The following is a 15,545-nucleotide window of genomic DNA, read 5'->3' as shown; positions in this document are numbered from 1 at the left end:
TAAAAACGTGGGCGAAAAGCGACCACTCGCGCCGCTCGTGATCGTCCTATTCCTCACTGAGCAACTGCTCGGCCAGAATCGGAACAAAGGTGCCGATGTCGGTGACCATCCCGACTGCCTGTGCGGAGCCGCGGTCGAGCAGTTGGGTCACCGTCGCGGGGTTGATGTCGACGCAGACGACCCGTGTCGTCGACGGGAGGCAGTTCCCGACCGCGACCGAGTGCAGCAGGGTCGAGAGCATCAGGACCATGTCGGCTTCGTGAGCCTGCTCTCGGATGGCGTTCTGGGCCTCGACAGCGTCGGTGATAGTGTCAGGCAGCGGTCCATCATCGCGGATAGAGCCAGCGAGGACGAACGGCCGGTCGTTGTCGATACACTCGTACATCACGCCGGACTCGATGGTCCCGGATTCGACGGCTTCCTCGATGCCGCCCTCGCGGATGACCTCGCTGATGGTGTAGATGTGGTGTTTGTGGCCGTGACGTGGATGGTCAAGGCTCTCGGTATCCATCCCGAGCGACGTGCCGTAGATGTCCCGCTCGATGTCGTGGACTGCGAAGCCGTTGCCGGCCGAGAGCATATCAACATAGCCCTCTCGCACGAGGCGAGCGAGGTCCTCGCGCGCGCCGGAGTGGATAAGCGCCGGCCCACAGACCGCCATCACCTTTCCGCCTTCCTTCTTCGTTTCTTCGATTGCGTTCGCGATCTTTCGGATGGTCGACTCCGAGGGGCGTTCCGAGGAGACGCCGCCCTGCATGAAGCCGAACGCGCCGCCGGAGTCTCGGGGTCGCTCCGGGGGCTGGACCTTGATGCCGGTCTCGTCGGTGACGACCAGATCGCCCTCCTCGATGGCGTTGAGGACTTTGGTGTAGGCCCGCGGTCGGTCGCCGTCTTCGACGACCACAGCACAGTCCATCTCCACGTCCTCGACCTCGATCCACTCGCCGTCGTGTCGTATGTACGTCGGGTGGTTCGTCGTCGAGTAGAAGCCGTGTGGGACGACCTGGTCGTCGGGCGCAGGGACGAGCGTGGCGTCTTTCGGGTCCGAGGGGTTGACGCCGTGCTGGTGGAGTTCGTGGACAATCGACTGCAGTTGGTCCTCGTCGTCGGCCTCGACGAGCATCCGGGCGTAGGACTCCTCGTCTTTGTGGCGGCCGATATCGAACTCCTGAACGGAGAAGGAGCCGCCCAGGTCCATGATGATGCCGAAACAGGACTGCATCATCCCGGAGTCGATGATGTGGCCCTCTAGCTCGACTTCGCGAGAGACGGTCATGGCCAAGACATGGAGGCAGGTGTGTAAGACGGTTTTGGGTCCGTACGATTCGGCGGCCCGCTACTGCCCGTCGACGTGTCGCTGCACCGCCCACGACTCTCCCCCGCTGGTCTCACGCAGGCGCTCGAAGAAGCGCTGTAGCCCGTCGGACTCAGTGGTCGGCAGGACGTGCAAGCGGACCGTTCCGTCGCGGACCGCGACGCGGAACACGTCGGTGGTCTCTTCGTCGCGGACCAGCCACAGCGGCATCGGCAGGTCGTGGAAATCACCGTAGCGGTACGGCCCAGACGCAAGGATGTCGACGACTGTCTCGGCGAGGTCCGGCGTCGCCTGCTCCTGTTCCGGGATGAGTCGGAACTCCGTCCCGCCCTCGTATTCGACCCCGCTTCCGTGGGGAAAGCGCCGCTGTGGGTGTGCGGGGATGCTGAACGAGGGGTCCGTGGTCATCTGTCACGTAGTTGGGCGCTTTCGGATTTAAATTCGCGGGCCACGCAGGGCTCGGTAGCATGTGCCTTCTTGTGGCTGTGGCGGCCTGACGCGGTTAGGGTCTAGCATGGCCGGTAGAGAACTAAAGTCATGAGAATGAATTAACTTACGAGTGAGGAATCAGTATGCGCGTTAGTCTGGCGGTGGTAGACCGTCTCGTCGCGAACGGCATCGATACCGTCTTCGGAGTCCCCGGAAAGCAGTCCCTCCCGCTGAACGAAGCCATCGGCAATCGGGACGATATCCGCTTCGTCGTGGCACGACACGAAACTGCGGTCTCACATCAGGCCTGGGGCTATGCAGAAACGAGCGGGGAGATGGCAAGCACTGTTGTCGTCCCCGGTCCGGGCGATATGAACGCGATGAACGGCCTGAAAAACGCGCTGAACGACTGCACGCCGCTGGTGCATTTCGCTATCGAAACCGAGCCGGCACTCCGGGGCGGTGATGCGATTCACGAAACCCCACCGGACACCTACGACAACGTCGTCAAAGAGAACATACTACTGAAAAACCCCGAAACGACAGCGGCAACAATCGACCGAGCGGTACAGGTCGCTCAAACACCTCCGAAGGGGCCAGTTAGGGTCGGAATCCCAAAGAACTACCTGCAAATGGATGTCCCGCTCGCCGGTGCAAGTACACCGTCGGCTCCGTCACCCAGCACCGTCCCGGAGCAAGACATTTCGACAGCCGCCGAGCACCTGCTCGCGGCCGAGCGGCCGGTTATCCTGGCCGGCGGCGGTGTACGAGCGTCGGGTGGGTCGGCGGCGCTCCGACGCCTCGCCGAACGACTTGATGCGCCCGTCGTAACGACGTACAAGGGCAAGGGCGTGTTCCCCGAGGATCACGACCTCAGTGCCGGCGTGTTGGCCGGCAGCGCGAGCCCGGAGCTGCTGGACTGTCTCGCCAACGCCGATGCCGCGCTCGCCGTCGGCTCTGACCTCGACGCACACGGGACACGCGGGTGGTCCGTCGAACTGCCTGAAACGCTCGTTCACGTCACCATCGACGCCGACGACCTCGGCACGGGCTACGACCCGACCGTCGGCATCCTCGCAGACGCCGCGGACGCGATGGCAGCGATTGAGAACAAAATCACGGCGGCCGACACCGCACCCAGCTCGAAGACGAAAGGTGCCGAGCGCGCACAGGCTGTCCGTGCTGCCACTGCGCGTCGAATCGAACCGCTCGTGGACTCGGAACCACCGCTCACCTCAGTCCATGTGCTACAAATCCTTCGAGACGCACTCCCTTCGGACGCCATCACGGCCGCCGATGCCGGAGGGTTCCGCGTCTGGGCGCTAAACACGTTTGAGGCGCACGGGCCACGCAGCTACGTCAACCCCGGATCGTGGGCGACCATGGGAACGGGACTGCCGTCGGCGATTGGGGCACAGCTAGCGAACCCGGACACGCCGGTCGTTGCGCTGACCGGTGATGGCGGCCTCATGATGTGCGTTCACGAGATCCATACCGTGGTCGCTGAGGACCTCCCGATCACCGTCGTCGTGCTCAACAACGACGATTACGCGATTATCAGCGAGGAGGCCGGGCGCAGCTACGACCTCGGCCAGCAGGCGTACGGATGGGACAAGACGCCGATTGATTTCGAGACTGTCGCTGCCGGAATGGGGATGGAAGCGATGCAAGCCAACGCGCCGTCCGAAATCCGCACGGCGGTTCGCGAAGCGGTTCAGACGGACGCGCCGACGCTCGTCGAGGTCAGGACCGACCCGACGGAGCCACAGGCAAGCGAGTGGATGCGCGAGTAGTGGGTTTATCCAGCAGGAGCGACAAAAACAGGCCATGTGTGGCCGCTACAGTCTGTTCTCCCCTCGAGAGGAAATTGAGACGCGGTTCGACGCCGAGTTTGCCTTCGACTACGAGTCCCGATACAACGCCGCTCCGAGTCAGGACCTGCCGGTCATCACAAGCGAGTCGCCCGGGACAATCCAGCGGATGGAGTGGGGACTGATTCCGACCTGGGCGGACAGCAGAACGGCCCACGGGCACATCAACGCCCGCGCCGAGACGCTGGCGGAGAAACGTTCGTTCGCCGAGGCCTACGAGTCCCGGCGCTGTCTGGTCCCCGCTGACGGGTTCTACGAGTGGGTCGAGACGAGCGACGGCAAGCAACCGTACCGCGTGGCGCTGCCGGACGACGACCTGTTCGCGATGGCGGGGCTGTACGAGCGGTGGGAGCCGCCACAGCGCCAGACCGGGCTAGGTGAGTTCGGTGCGAGCGGCGGCGATTCGGGCGGCGAAGACGATATCGTCGAGTCGTTCACGATTGTGACGACCGAGCCGAACGAGGCCGTCGCCGACCTCCATCACCGGATGGCCGTCATCCTTGACCCGTCAGAGGAGTCGACATGGCTGCGCGGCAGCACTGACGACATGGCTACACTGCTTGACCCGTACGAGGGACCCATGCGGACCTATCCGGTTTCGTCAGCAGTCAACAGTCCTGTTAATGACTCACCGGAACTCATCGAACCGGTCGGGTAGCGACGGCGTTACTCGCTCGGCGTGTTCTGGCGCTTGAACTGGTGTAGCATTTTCCAGAGCGTCTCTTCGTCGACCTGGTTTTCGGAAACGGATAGCTGTCGGTACAGGCCTTCAGAGACGGTTATCTCGGGCATTACTGGACACATTGGATGGGGACGACATAAGCTTCCGGAGACTCGGAACCGAGTGAATGTATTCGCCCCACAATATTCTGGGTGCGTCGTTACGGGGACTAATCGCCTTCTCCCGGTGTATGCAGTCGTACGCCCAGCGAGACGACGGCACTGTCGCATCTAGCGTGACTGAACTCATCGGCGACACGCCGCTGGTCTGTCTCGACAGCTTCGCGGACAATCTGCTCGGCAAGGTCGAAGCGGCGAACCCCTACTCGGTGAAGGACCGCATCGCGCTGTACATGGTCGAGGCGGCCGTCGAGTCCGGCGACCTTCCCGACGACGGGACGGTCGTCGAAGCGACCAGCGGCAACACTGGCATCGGGCTGGCCGCTGTCTGTGCTGCGCGGGGGTACGACTGCGTGCTGACGATGCCCGAATCGATGAGCGAGGAGCGCCGGCAGTTGCTGTCGGGGCTCGGCGCGGAGCTCGAACTCACACCGGCAGACGGCGGCATGAGCGGCGCAATCGAACGCGCGAACGAACTCGCTGACGAACCGGGTACTGTCCGCGCCCGGCAGTTCGAGAACGAGGCGAACCCGCGAGCCCACCGCGAGACGACGGGTCCGGAGATCTGGGCCGATACCGACGGCGACGTAGACGCCGTCGTCGCCGGCGTTGGGACCGGTGGCACGATCACCGGCATCTCCGAGTACATCGAGGAGGAGGTCGGTGCGGACCTCACCTCCGTCGCTGTCGAACCGGAACAGTCGAAACTGCTCTCGGCGGATGACCCCGACAGCCACGACATCCAGGGTATCGGCCCCGGATTCGTTCCGGACATCCTCCGGCGCGACCTCGTCGACGAGGTACGGACCGCGAGCAAGGACGAATCCGTCGACGCGACCAGACGACTCGCGGGCGAGGAGGGAATCATGGTCGGCATCTCCTCGGGCGCGGCACTGCACGCGGCGACAGAGTACGCGACCGAGAACCCCGACGAGACGGTGGTCGTTGTCCTGCCGGACACCGGCGAGCGATACCTCTCGACGGACCTCTGGGAATAAGTGAGAACCGTAGCTGTCTCGTGAAAACCGGCCTTATGCGACGCGACCGAACGCCAGCGTGCCGCTGATACTCTCGATGTAGGCCTCGACGACCTGCCCTTCGCGTGCTCCGGAGACGAAGATGGTGTACTTCCCTTTCTCCGCGACGCCGTCGCCTTCGCGGCCCGTTCCGGTGATCTTGACCTCGTAGGTCTCGCCCTCTTCGAGCGTGGGTCGGTCCTGCTGGGTGTTCGAACTCGCGCCCTTGGCGACCGGGCGGAACGCACCACAGGCCTGACAGCGCAGCATGTCGACGCCGTCTTCGTTCTTGAGGACGGTGTCGGGCAGGCCACACTCGGAACAGGTGACGTACTCGGCGACGTATGCGTCCACGGCGGCGTCGAAATCAGCAGTGTCGAACGAGCCGTTGTAACGGGCTTCGCCGCCGTCGAACTGGCCGTTGGTCCCGAACTCGCGCTGGATGGCGCGGTGGAGATGCTGGGCGTCCCGCGAGACTGCGTCGGCGATTGCCTCTAAGTTCGTCAGGCGTGTGAACGCCCCGTCTGTCTGCCCTTCGGGGTCAGGAATCGACAGCCGTTCACCGGCTTCCCGGGGCTGGTCTGGTAGTACGTCGTACGCACGCTGTAGGGCGGACTCGTAGTTCATACACTTTAGACGGTGCTGGCACGTAAATGGATTCCGTCACATCTGTGATTAACTATCGGCCAATGATATTAATACCGAGAGTGGATAATTGATTGACATGGATCAGCACGAACAGCCTGTGGAGACGCCGGGACTCTCGTCCGAGCGACTCGATACGCTATTACGGGTGCTGGCAGCCGAGCCCCGGCGGATGATATACACGTACCTCGCCGAACACGACTCGGCCTCGATCTCGGAACTCACTGATGTGGTCGTGGGCTGGTCCAGCGCGCGTGGTCGAGACACCGACACCTGCAACTGGGACGATACCCGCACTGCACTCCACCACCGCCACCTCCCTGTTCTCGATAACGCTGGCGTTATTAGCTACGACGCTGCCCAGCGGACCGCGACACTGGTATCGCTGTCACCATCAACGGCCGAGGTTCTGGCGACGATAGCCGATCTGGATACCGCCGAGACAGACCACGAGGACTGATCGTGGGCCGATGACAGTTCGGACCCTCCTCCGGCGCTTCGAGGACTCGGACGTGGCGATAACTGTGTACGGTCCGCCCGCAACGAAGACTGTGGGCGAGCGTCTGACAACTCAGGGGATCGACGCCACCTGGCGGAAACTCCCGACCGGACACCAGAACGCGTTTGCCGTCATCCGTCGGGACGGTGTGTTCGCCGAGGCAGTCCCGCTCACCGCGCTGCAGTCGTTCTTGTGTAAGCCGATGGTCGATTCCGACGACAGCGGAACCCCTGACAGTGACCCGGGCCGACAGCTTCTCCGCTCGGCGCTCGCGAACACGCTCCTGTCCTCGCTCACGCCGGCACAGTTGCTCGCAACGTCACACGAGTTCGAAGACAGGGCCTACCGCGTCGGGGAGGGTACCCTTCGAGTGGGCTTCCAGTCGCTGTCTATTTTCCGCTCTCAGCACGCCCGATACGAGACGCTTGCCAGCGACACGGACCTCGACATCCACGTTTACGGACGGGACGACTGGGAGCCGCCAGCGATTCCCGGAATCTCGTTCCATCCGCTCACAGACACCACGCTCGAACAGGTGTGGTTGCTGGCGTTCGACGCCGCCGGCGACGACCAGAGCAAGTGTGCGCTCGTCGCCGAAGAAACCGAGGACGGACCGTTTCGGGGCGTCTGGACGTACAACCCACGGCTGGTCGACGAAATCATGGCGGCGGTTGTGGCTGTCGACGAGTAGCAGCCGACACGAGCCGGCCCGGAAACACACAGCGGATGCTATGCCGGGCACGACAGCGGGATCCGAAGTCCCCGTCCGTTGCGCTCGATAGTTGTTCCGAAGGACCGGGAGCGCTCTCGTACTGTCTCCCGGAGCCACTCAGCCACCGTATCATCCGCGTGCCTGACCTGTGTGTACGCGTTCTCGACCGGTGTGAGTTCGAGCGCGGCCAGCCGCCCGTCATCGATGTGCAGTTCGAACAGGAAACTCCGGTCGTTGCGGTACCCGTCCTTGATCGCGTAGTCGTCGACGAAGTTGCCGGTGTCGTACATGATGGGGCGTCCGCGGTACACCTCGACGCCCTGAATGACGTGGGCGCTGTGGCCGTGGACAACATCCGCTCCGTTATCCACCAGCCAGCGGGCGAAGGCCTGTTGTGTCTCGGCCGGCTCTGTCACCCAGTTCGGCCCCCAGTGAGCGGTGACGACGAGCAGGTCCGGGTCGGCGTCGCGGGCCGCCGCCAGCGCACCCCCGACACGGCGGCGAGTCAACGGGTGGTTCGGGTCAAGCGGTGCGTAGGCCGTGCCGGGACTGTCGCGGCCGGCGGCGTAGCTCGACGACTGGTCAGTGACGGCGACGACGGCAACTGAGAGTTCGCTGATTTCGATGGCCGCTGGCTCGAATGCTGTCTCTCTATCGACGCCGGCCCCGGCTGAGGCAATGCCAGCGTCGTCGAGGTGAGCCGGCGTGTCCGTGAGCGCCGCCGGTCCGAAGTCGAGCAGGTGATTGTTCGCCAGTCCGGCACAGGAGACGCTGGCACGCTCCAGCGCGGGCACGGCCCACTCAGGACTCGCTCGGAAGTGGAACGTACGGCCGGGCCGTGGTTCGCCGTGGTTCGAGACGCAGCATTCGAGGTTCGCTACCAGGCCGTCGAGCGATTGCAGACGGTCGAGTATCGACCCCCAGACGGCAGTCGGTCCGTCGGGGGCATCGTGCCACCGTTCGTCGACGCTCCGGCCCAGCATCACGTCGCCAACGAACCCGATGCGCAGCGACGCGTCGGTTGGGACTGAGGGCGGACACGACACGTCCGCGTCGCCGGCGGAATCCAGACAGCCCGAAACAGCGGTGAGGCTCCCGAGTGTGAGACCAGCGCTGGCGAGGGCGGTTCGGCGGGTCGGTGCCACGGTGCGTACACCATTGGCCGGGGAGTCTCTTGAATCTCGGTGAGGTGAAAAATACTTCTCGACCCTGCAAAGACAGACTACGACCGATCACCGAACGCTACCCTGTTCTCGATGCATGTCGAGTGATATCACGACCGAAACCCACCCACGCCCCCGGCTGCGTTGCGGATCGGTTCTATTTGAGGTGATGGTAGTCGAGTTCGTAGCCGACATTGACCGCCTCGCTGACTGCCTTTCTCGGCTCGGCGACACCGCGGATCGTCAGTTCGAACCCGGTGTCACCGCGGTCCACGAGGCTGTTCTGCCGCCAGCCGGATCTACGTCGGGCACGTCGGTGCGGTAGTACGCGCCGTGGGACTCGTTCTGCTTGCGTGCGCTGACAGTCACGGACCCGCTACTACTGGCAGCACGAGGCTGATCAATCCTCGCCAGCTGCCACCGACCCAGTGCTACCGGACTCCGCTGCCCGGCCGCCGGCGTCAGTTCGGTCCGCATAGACGATCTGCCAGCCGGTCACTCCCATGAACAGGAGCACGAGCGGCGAGAGAAAGCCGAAGAAGTAGTACGGCGCGTATTCCAGCGTCGGGACGCCGAGCGTTCCGGCCATGAACAGCCCGCCGCTACTCCACGGGATAAGCGCACTCGTCGTCGTTCCCGACGCTTCGATGGCCCGGGAGAGGTTCTGACTCTTGAGCCCCTGCTCGCTGTACAGATTACCGAGTGTCATCCCCGGCACGACGATGCTCACGTACTGTTCCGCCGCCAGGATATTCATCGAGACGGCGGACACAGCGGTCACGCCCGTGAGGCTCGCGACGCTGTGGCAGAGTCGCCCGAGATGGTGGGAAAGCACCGCGAGCACGCCGGCCCGTTCGAGCAGGCCGCCCAGCGCGAGCGCGGCAATCGCAATCGTCACAATCCACGCACCGCCGGTTAGCCCGCCGCTCTCCAGGAGTCCGTTCACGAGCTCCATGCCCGTTTCCGGGGCTGTCCCAGACTGTGCTGCCGACCAGGCTGCGCCGAATCCAGTTCCCTGCACGAACATCGCGGTTCCGACGCCCGCGAAGACCCCCGTCCCCAGCGTCGGCAGGGCAGGGACGCCACGCAGCGCGAGTCCGAAGGTCACGACGACCGGCAGAAACACGAGCGGCGAGACGACGTACGTGCTCTCGATGGCCGCCTGAATGGACGCAACGCGGTCAGCGGGGATGGTTCCGGCGGCCCGCAGTCCGAGGCCAGCGTACAGGAGGACGGCAATAGTGAACGCGACGAGCGTTCCAGCCCGCATCGCGTTGATATGCTCGTACAGATCGGTGTCTGTCACTGCGGCGGCCAGATTCGTCGTATCCGAGAGCGGGGACTGCTTGTCCCCCGTGTAGGCCCCGCTGAGAATCGCGCCGGCAGTCATCGGCTCTGGAATACCCAGCCCCGACCCGATCCCGATGAGCGCTACCCCGAGCGTCCCGGCCGTCGTCCACGAGGAGCCGACGGCGAAGGAGATTATCGCGGAGAGGATTGCCGCTACCGGGAGAAAAACCGTCGGTGTGAACAGCTCTAGCCCGAAATACATCAGGCTGGGAATCGTGCCCGCCTGAATCCACGAGGCGATGAGCGCATAGACGGTGAACATGATGAGAATTACCCGCATGCCCATGAGCAGGCTACTGGCAATGCCGTCGTACAGTTCCGTCCACGAGAGTCCAAGATGGTACCGTGCGAACAGGCCGGTGAAGGCAATCCCCCAGAAAAGCGGGAACTGGGGGTCTAAGTCGAAAGCGATGAGACCCACACTGAGGAACACGATCATTCCCGCAATCGGCACGAGTGCGGCACCCAGTGACGGCCGTTCAGACGGGTCGATGTCGTCGAACAGCCGAGGTTCGAACTCGACCATCACCGTCCCCCGTCGCGCCTATCCAGCCGGACTCCGGCATGGCCTTGGTCTAGAAACGCTGATTCCCGCTGACCCTGTCGACACGCTCCGATACGCCCGTTTCGATCACTTGCGACGGCACCGCGTGTCATATTATATCGGCGATAACCACAGGTCGGTTAAAACAGACACCATTCCAGTGTCGACGTGGGGATTGGTAGCTTACGGCTGTCTGTCGACAATGTGTGCGTCCGTCGGGGCAAAGCCGACTGTCACGGTCCCGGTCGGTGGGTCTTCGGTTCGTAGCAGGAGTTCACGCCCCTCCCAGTCGAGGTGAACGCGCGTCGTCTCTCCGAGGAACTCTGCGCTCGTGACCGTCGCCGTCAGTGCGTTTCGGTCGGCGTCGACAGCGAGCCGTTCCGGCCGAACGCAGAACGTGAGCCGGTCTCCGGACGAGACAGCCGCGGTCGGGTCGCTGTCGCCGTTCAGGGCAACTGAGAACGTCGCATCGTCGACCGTCACGTCCGCGATGGATTGTTCACTCCCATCGCCGTTGTCGTCAGCGTCATCGGTCGACCGTACCGCCGTCACCTCGCCACTGAGAACGTTGTTGTCGCCGACGAAGGTGGCGACGAACTCAGTCGCCGGCTCGCGATAGATTGTCCGCGGTGGCGCGACCTGTTCTGGCGTTCCGTCGTGCATGACCGCCACGTGGTCGGACACGGCCAGCGCCTCCTCCTGATCGTGGGTGACGTAAATCGTCGTAATGCCCAGTTCCTGCTGAATCTCGCGGACCTGCACGCGGAGGCGCTCCCTGAGCTTCGCATCCAGCGCGCTCATCGGCTCGTCGAGGAGGAGCACGTCAGGGCCGGGGGCCAGCGCACGGGCCATCGCCACCCGCTGCTGCTGGCCGCCCGAGAGCGTGTCGGGGTCCCGGTCGGCCATCTCGCCGAGGTCCACAAGCTCCAGCAGTTCCCGCACCCGCGCCTCGTCGCTGCCGCCGCCCGGTGGGTCAGTGAACGAGAGTCCGTAGCCGACGTTCTCCCCAACGGACATGTGCGGGAACAGGGCGTAGTTCTGGAAGACGACGCCCACGTCGCGGTCCTCCGGCGGGACGCCGGTGACGGACTCGCCGCCGAACCGGATTCCCCCCTGCGTGGGGTCTTCGAAGCCCGCGATGAGCCGGAGCGTCGTTGTCTTCCCGCAGCCCGAGGGGCCGACCAGCGTGAAGAACTCGCCGTCCTGAATCGACAGCGAGAGGTCCCCGACAGCGGTCGTCTCGCCGTAGCGTCTGGTGACACCATCGAGTTCGACCGCCGGCGTGCTGGTCCGGTCCACGGCTGGACTGTCTGACGGCGGTTCCTTAGAACCCAACGTCGTCACCTCCCAGCCGGTCGATGAGCAGGAAGCTCGCGCTGGTGACCACGAGCAGGACGACACCCATCGCCGTCGCGGGGCCGAGCCGGCGGCCGATGAACCGCTCGATGGCAATGGGCATCGTGAACTGGTTCGTTCCCGACGCGAGGACGACGGTCGCCGAGAACTCCCCGATGGAGATAGCGAAGGCGAAGGCGGCCCCGGCGACGACGGCCGGCCAGACCAGCGGGAGCTCGATGTCCAGCAGCGCTCTGGCCCGCGGCGCGCCGAGCGCGCGGGCGGACTCGACCAGCGTGTGGTCGATACTTTCGAGGCCGGGCGCGACGGTGCGGACGACGAAGGGGTAGCCGGCGACGGCGTGGGCGGCGACGATGGCGAGACCGCCGCCGACGGCGATGCGCGAGCCGCCGACCTCGACGCCAAAGACGAGGCCCCGAAGCAGTCCGAGGCCGACGACGATGCCGGACACGGCCAGTGGAGCCATCGCAACCGCGTCGACGACCTTCCGGCCGCGGTAGTCCCGAGTCGTGAGGACAGCGACGACGACGCCCATCGGGAGCGCGACGGCCAGCGATGCGACGCCGAACAGCAGCGAGTTCCGGACCGCGTCCCAGGGCTGGACCTGGAACGACGCGCCGGTCGTCTGGCGGTCGATGAGGAACTGGTAGTTCGCCAGCGTCAGCCCCTCCGGCCCGCTGAGGCTGGCGAGAACCATGCTCGCAATCGGTGCGACGAACACCGCCAGCGCGACGACGGCGTAGACGGTCAGTCCCATTCTGGGTAGCAGTTCACGGACCGAGAGCGACGGCGGCCTCAGCGGCCGCCGCGGGAGCGGGCGAATCCCCCGTGACTGGACAGTGTGCTTGGCCTCGTACCGGAGATACGCGTACAGCAGCCCCAGCGAGATGCCGAGCTCGATGAGCGCGAGCGCGGCCGCCTCGGCGTACTCCAGGTCGCGGATGAGCCGGTAGACGAACACCTCGACGGTCGCAAGCTGGAACCCGCCCAGCGCCAGGACGATGGGGAACGTGCTGAAGGTGAACACGAAGGTCAGCGCCGCGCCCATCAGCACCGACGGGTAGAGTTGCGGAGCGACGACGTCGCGGAACGCCCGGAGCGGGCTCGCACCGAGGCTCCGGGCCGTCTCGACCGCGCTGGCGTCGACGGACTCCCAGGCGGCGGTGGTCACCCGAGCGACGAGCGGGGCGTTGTAGAACGCGTGGGCGATGACGACGGCTTCCAGCGTGAACAGGAGATCGACCTGTCCGAGACCGAGCGCGCCGAGCACGGCGTTGAGCGTCCCGTTCCGGCCGAACGTGGCGACGAAGCCCACACCGACCATTATCGACGGCAGGACGAAGGGGAGAATCGTCAGCGACCGGAGCGTCCGCCGGCCGGGGAACTCGTAGCGAGCGAGCAGATACGCCGCCGGCAGGCCCAGAGCGACGCTGGCGACTGTCGAGAGCGCCGCCTGGTACGCCGTGAAGCCGATGACGCCTAGCCGCCGGTCCGGCGAAAGGAAGGCCTCAATGACTGCCCCTGCTGGTTCGCCGGCGAGCAACCGCGCCGGCTCGCCGAGGTAGAACGGGTCCTGCAGGATCGAGACGAACACTCGACCGGTCCAGCGACCCTCCACGAGAACGCTGTCGATGAACACCGTCGCAACCGGGTAGTAGAAGATGCCGAGCAACAGCGCGATAGTGGCGACCGCGAGCCCGACGATGGCCCGCCGTTCGACGCTGTTGCGAATGCGTCGCCGTTGCTCTTGGTTCGCGCTGCTCGCCGTCGCTGTCGACACTTCGCCGCGATCTTTAGCAGCACCGCCGTCGGAATCTCGGGCCACAGTCGGTCGTCGTCAGTTCGAGGCGAACTGCCGCTCCCAGTCGGATATCCAGCCCGAAACGGAGCCCCTGAGCTCGTCGTAGCCGAACGTGACCGGTTCCGGGGGCTCTTGGGCCAGTTCCGCGTAGTCCTCGGGCAGCTCGGCGGACTCGGTCGCCGGGAACTGGACGTTCCGGACGGCGATTTCGCCCTGAACCTCCGGGCGCAGCAGGAATCCCATGAACTCCCGGGCGAGGTCGGGCGTGTCTGCGCCCTCGAAGACGGCCATCCCCTCCGGGTTGGCGTAGCCCTGGTCGTTCAGGAACCGAATCTGGTGTTCCTCCATGTTGGCATCGTTCTGGTCGGCGAACACCTGATCGGTGGAGTAGGAAACGACCATCGGCGCTTCGCCGCTCGACCACGCGCTGTAGGCGTCGCTCCAGGAGCCCAGCACCCGAACATCGTTGTCTTGCAGGTCGCTCCAGTAGTCCAGGTAGCCGTCGGGACCGAACTGCTTGATCGTATGCAGCAGGAACGCCCGCCCGGTCGCGGAGCTGGCGGGGTTCTGCGTGATGAGGTCGCCGGCGTGTTCCTCGGCGAGGAGCCCGTCGAAGGTCTCAGGCGCGGTGGTCGCCGTCCCGTCGAACACCAGGCTGATGTAGCCGGTGTCGTAGGGGATGGCCCGGCCGTCGGGGTCGAACTGCAGACCCGGCTTGATGTCGTCCTGACCGGCCACGTCGCCGACCTCGGCGAACAGGGAGTCGTCGAGATTCTCGTCAACCGTGACCAGGTGATCGGTGTTCAGCCCGAGGTACATGTCGGCCTCGATGTCGACGCCGGCGTTTCGGCGCTCGACGTAGTGGTTGAGCTCGTTGCTCGGCGTCTGCCAGACGAGCCGGGCGTCGAACTCCTCCTCGAAGCGCTGTTTCACCCACGCACCGGGACTCGTCGACGGCGAATCGATGAATGCGCTGTAGGTCCCGACGACGAGCGTCTCCTCGGCACCGCCGGCGTCGCCGGTGCTCGTCCCGCTCGCAGTCGACTCGTCCGTGCTCGACCCCTCGGTGCTCGACTCGTCGCTGCCGCCCAGTCCGGCACAGCCCGCGAACGAGACGGACACCGTCGCACCGGCCGCTGTCAGGAACGAACGTCTATCCATTACTCCGTGGTCACACCCAGTGGTACTTAACCCCGCTGTTCCTGAATATTCAACTCTCGGCCGCCGTTCGCTCTGTAATGGTCTGCTGGCACGCTCCGTCTCGTGAACGGCATGGTTTTACGACCGGCTGTCCCGAGAACCGATACATGAATCTCGTCGGCAAATGCCCGCCGTCCCCGGATGCCCTCGCCGGGGCAGCCGACCGGGGGTTCGACAGCGTCGAACTCTATTTGCGGCCCTCGGACCTCGATAGCGTGGAGGCGACGGCCGAGACGGTTGAACGCTCCCCAGTCACGGCGCTGTCGGTCCACACCCTTCACGCCCGCCCGGACGACCCCGAGCCGTTTCAGCGGAGCGACGCCTTGGCAGACCGGCTCGACGCCTATTTGGTGGTCCACAGCCAGTACGCCCAGAACACGCACACGCCACAGTTGGACGCCTACGGCTTCACCGCGCCGTACGGGTACGAGAATAACCCCGGCATGAGCGTCCATTCGCTTCAGAATCTCGTGCTGGGTCGCGGCCACGACCTCGTTCTCGATACCGCCCACCTGTACATGGCCGAACCGGCGTATCTCGACGCGCTGTCGGGGCTGCTTCGGGAGTACGGCGACCGGATTCAGGTCGTGCACTTCGCTGACAGCACCTCACTGGAAGACGGGCTGGCGTTCGGTGACGGCGACGTCCCGCTCGAAGGGACCGCCGACGTTCTCGACGCCCACTTCGACGGGGCCGTCGTCCTCGAAGTGATGCCCGACGACCAGGCCGACGCTCGCCGGCGTGTCCTGGAGTGGCTGGGCTGAACAGAACCGGACACAGCTTTTTGCTCGTCCGCTTCGAGTG

At 64.9% G+C, this 15,545-nt stretch carries 15 protein-coding genes; 6 read left to right on the top strand and 9 right to left on the bottom strand.

Annotated elements, in window-relative coordinates; translation table 11 throughout:
- Positions 1-46: 46 nt before the first annotated feature.
- Together C444_RS13455 and C444_RS13450 are read right to left on the bottom strand one after the other, a co-directional pair.
- A complete protein-coding gene (locus C444_RS13455; protein WP_004593480.1) occupies positions 47-1,276 on the bottom strand; it encodes an ornithine cyclodeaminase, nickel-pincer nucleotide-dependent in 1,230 nt (409 codons plus the stop codon).
- Between the two features lie 60 nt (positions 1,277-1,336).
- Positions 1,337-1,723: a hypothetical protein gene (locus tag C444_RS13450; RefSeq protein ID WP_004593479.1), complete on the bottom strand. Its 387-nt coding sequence runs from the start codon at positions 1,721-1,723 to the stop codon at positions 1,337-1,339.
- Between the two features lie 164 nt (positions 1,724-1,887).
- Between C444_RS13450 and C444_RS13445 the strand changes: the two genes are divergently transcribed.
- On the top strand, positions 1,888-3,537 hold the full coding sequence (locus C444_RS13445; RefSeq protein WP_049909488.1) for a thiamine pyrophosphate-binding protein: 1,650 nt from the start codon (positions 1,888-1,890) through the stop codon (positions 3,535-3,537).
- 34 nt (positions 3,538-3,571) lie between these two features.
- Positions 3,572-4,273, top strand: a complete 702-nt coding sequence (locus C444_RS13440) for an SOS response-associated peptidase (RefSeq protein ID WP_004593477.1) — start codon at positions 3,572-3,574, stop codon at positions 4,271-4,273.
- A gap of 8 nt (positions 4,274-4,281) precedes the next feature.
- Here the strand turns inward: C444_RS13440 and C444_RS22980 are convergent, their stop codons facing one another.
- The gene (locus C444_RS22980) at positions 4,282-4,407 is read right to left on the bottom strand and encodes a hypothetical protein (protein ID WP_004593476.1); all 126 of its coding nucleotides are present in this window, start codon (positions 4,405-4,407) and stop codon (positions 4,282-4,284) included.
- A gap of 119 nt (positions 4,408-4,526) precedes the next feature.
- Here C444_RS22980 and cysK point away from each other — a divergent pair, with 119 nt between their 5' ends.
- Positions 4,527-5,453, top strand: a complete 927-nt coding sequence (cysK, locus tag C444_RS13435) for a cysteine synthase A (protein ID WP_004593475.1) — start codon at positions 4,527-4,529, stop codon at positions 5,451-5,453.
- 33 nt (positions 5,454-5,486) lie between these two features.
- On the opposite strand, the gene C444_RS13430 is transcribed toward cysK, so the two are convergent.
- Positions 5,487-6,098 carry a translation initiation factor IF-2 subunit beta gene (locus C444_RS13430; protein WP_004593474.1) on the bottom strand — a complete coding sequence of 204 codons (612 nt, stop codon included), beginning with the start codon at positions 6,096-6,098 and terminating at the stop codon, positions 5,487-5,489.
- A 97-nt stretch (positions 6,099-6,195) separates the two neighbouring features.
- On the opposite strand from C444_RS13430, the gene C444_RS13425 reads away from it, so the two are divergent.
- Positions 6,196-6,576 (top strand): DUF7344 domain-containing protein, encoded by a 381-nt coding sequence (locus C444_RS13425; protein WP_004593473.1) that lies wholly within the window; start codon positions 6,196-6,198, stop codon positions 6,574-6,576.
- A 10-nt stretch (positions 6,577-6,586) separates the two neighbouring features.
- Positions 6,587-7,306 carry a DICT sensory domain-containing protein gene (locus tag C444_RS13420; RefSeq protein WP_004593472.1) on the top strand — a complete coding sequence of 240 codons (720 nt, stop codon included), beginning with the start codon at positions 6,587-6,589 and terminating at the stop codon, positions 7,304-7,306.
- A gap of 38 nt (positions 7,307-7,344) precedes the next feature.
- On the opposite strand, the gene C444_RS13415 is transcribed toward C444_RS13420, so the two are convergent.
- The 5 genes from C444_RS13415 to C444_RS13395 form a co-directional block, all read right to left on the bottom strand.
- Positions 7,345-8,472 (bottom strand): CapA family protein, encoded by a 1,128-nt coding sequence (locus C444_RS13415; protein WP_004593471.1) that lies wholly within the window; start codon positions 8,470-8,472, stop codon positions 7,345-7,347.
- Between the two features lie 418 nt (positions 8,473-8,890).
- Positions 8,891-10,366: an arginine/ornithine antiporter ArcD gene (arcD, locus tag C444_RS13410; protein ID WP_004593468.1), complete on the bottom strand. Its 1,476-nt coding sequence runs from the start codon at positions 10,364-10,366 to the stop codon at positions 8,891-8,893.
- A gap of 201 nt (positions 10,367-10,567) precedes the next feature.
- Positions 10,568-11,683, bottom strand: a complete 1,116-nt coding sequence (locus C444_RS13405; protein ID WP_004593467.1) for an ABC transporter ATP-binding protein — start codon at positions 11,681-11,683, stop codon at positions 10,568-10,570.
- A gap of 25 nt (positions 11,684-11,708) precedes the next feature.
- Positions 11,709-13,565: an ABC transporter permease gene (locus C444_RS13400; protein ID WP_004593466.1), complete on the bottom strand. Its 1,857-nt coding sequence runs from the start codon at positions 13,563-13,565 to the stop codon at positions 11,709-11,711.
- Between the two features lie 12 nt (positions 13,566-13,577).
- The gene (locus C444_RS13395) at positions 13,578-14,702 is read right to left on the bottom strand and encodes a thiamine ABC transporter substrate-binding protein (RefSeq protein WP_004593465.1); all 1,125 of its coding nucleotides are present in this window, start codon (positions 14,700-14,702) and stop codon (positions 13,578-13,580) included.
- Between the two features lie 146 nt (positions 14,703-14,848).
- Between C444_RS13395 and C444_RS13390 the strand changes: the two genes are divergently transcribed.
- The gene (locus C444_RS13390; RefSeq protein WP_004593464.1) at positions 14,849-15,505 is read left to right on the top strand and encodes a sugar phosphate isomerase/epimerase family protein; all 657 of its coding nucleotides are present in this window, start codon (positions 14,849-14,851) and stop codon (positions 15,503-15,505) included.
- The last annotated feature ends 40 nt before the right edge of the window (positions 15,506-15,545 follow it).

It is taken from the genome of Haloarcula japonica DSM 6131 (assembly GCF_000336635.1).
GTDB lineage: Archaea > Halobacteriota > Halobacteria > Halobacteriales > Haloarculaceae > Haloarcula > Haloarcula japonica.
This window is presented reverse-complemented; position numbering and strand designations above follow the sequence as displayed.

What these genes read in the sequence shown, in the direction of transcription:
- C444_RS13455 (WP_004593480.1), bottom strand. Translation starts at nt 1,276, where the DNA reads ATGACCGTCTCTCGCGAAGTCGAGCTAGAGGGCCACATCATCGACTCC.
- C444_RS13450 (WP_004593479.1), bottom strand. Translation starts at nt 1,723, where the DNA reads ATGACCACGGACCCCTCGTTCAGCATCCCCGCACACCCACAGCGGCGC.
- C444_RS13445 (WP_049909488.1), top strand. Translation starts at nt 1,888, where the DNA reads ATGCGCGTTAGTCTGGCGGTGGTAGACCGTCTCGTCGCGAACGGCATC.
- C444_RS13440 (WP_004593477.1), top strand. Translation starts at nt 3,572, where the DNA reads ATGTGTGGCCGCTACAGTCTGTTCTCCCCTCGAGAGGAAATTGAGACG.
- C444_RS22980 (WP_004593476.1), bottom strand. Translation starts at nt 4,407, where the DNA reads ATGCCCGAGATAACCGTCTCTGAAGGCCTGTACCGACAGCTATCCGTT.
- cysK (WP_004593475.1), top strand. Translation starts at nt 4,527, where the DNA reads ATGCAGTCGTACGCCCAGCGAGACGACGGCACTGTCGCATCTAGCGTG.
- C444_RS13430 (WP_004593474.1), bottom strand. Translation starts at nt 6,098, where the DNA reads ATGAACTACGAGTCCGCCCTACAGCGTGCGTACGACGTACTACCAGAC.
- C444_RS13425 (WP_004593473.1), top strand. Translation starts at nt 6,196, where the DNA reads ATGGATCAGCACGAACAGCCTGTGGAGACGCCGGGACTCTCGTCCGAG.
- C444_RS13420 (WP_004593472.1), top strand. Translation starts at nt 6,587, where the DNA reads ATGACAGTTCGGACCCTCCTCCGGCGCTTCGAGGACTCGGACGTGGCG.
- arcD (WP_004593468.1), bottom strand. Translation starts at nt 10,366, where the DNA reads ATGGTCGAGTTCGAACCTCGGCTGTTCGACGACATCGACCCGTCTGAA.
- C444_RS13395 (WP_004593465.1), bottom strand. Translation starts at nt 14,702, where the DNA reads ATGGATAGACGTTCGTTCCTGACAGCGGCCGGTGCGACGGTGTCCGTC.
- C444_RS13390 (WP_004593464.1), top strand. Translation starts at nt 14,849, where the DNA reads ATGAATCTCGTCGGCAAATGCCCGCCGTCCCCGGATGCCCTCGCCGGG.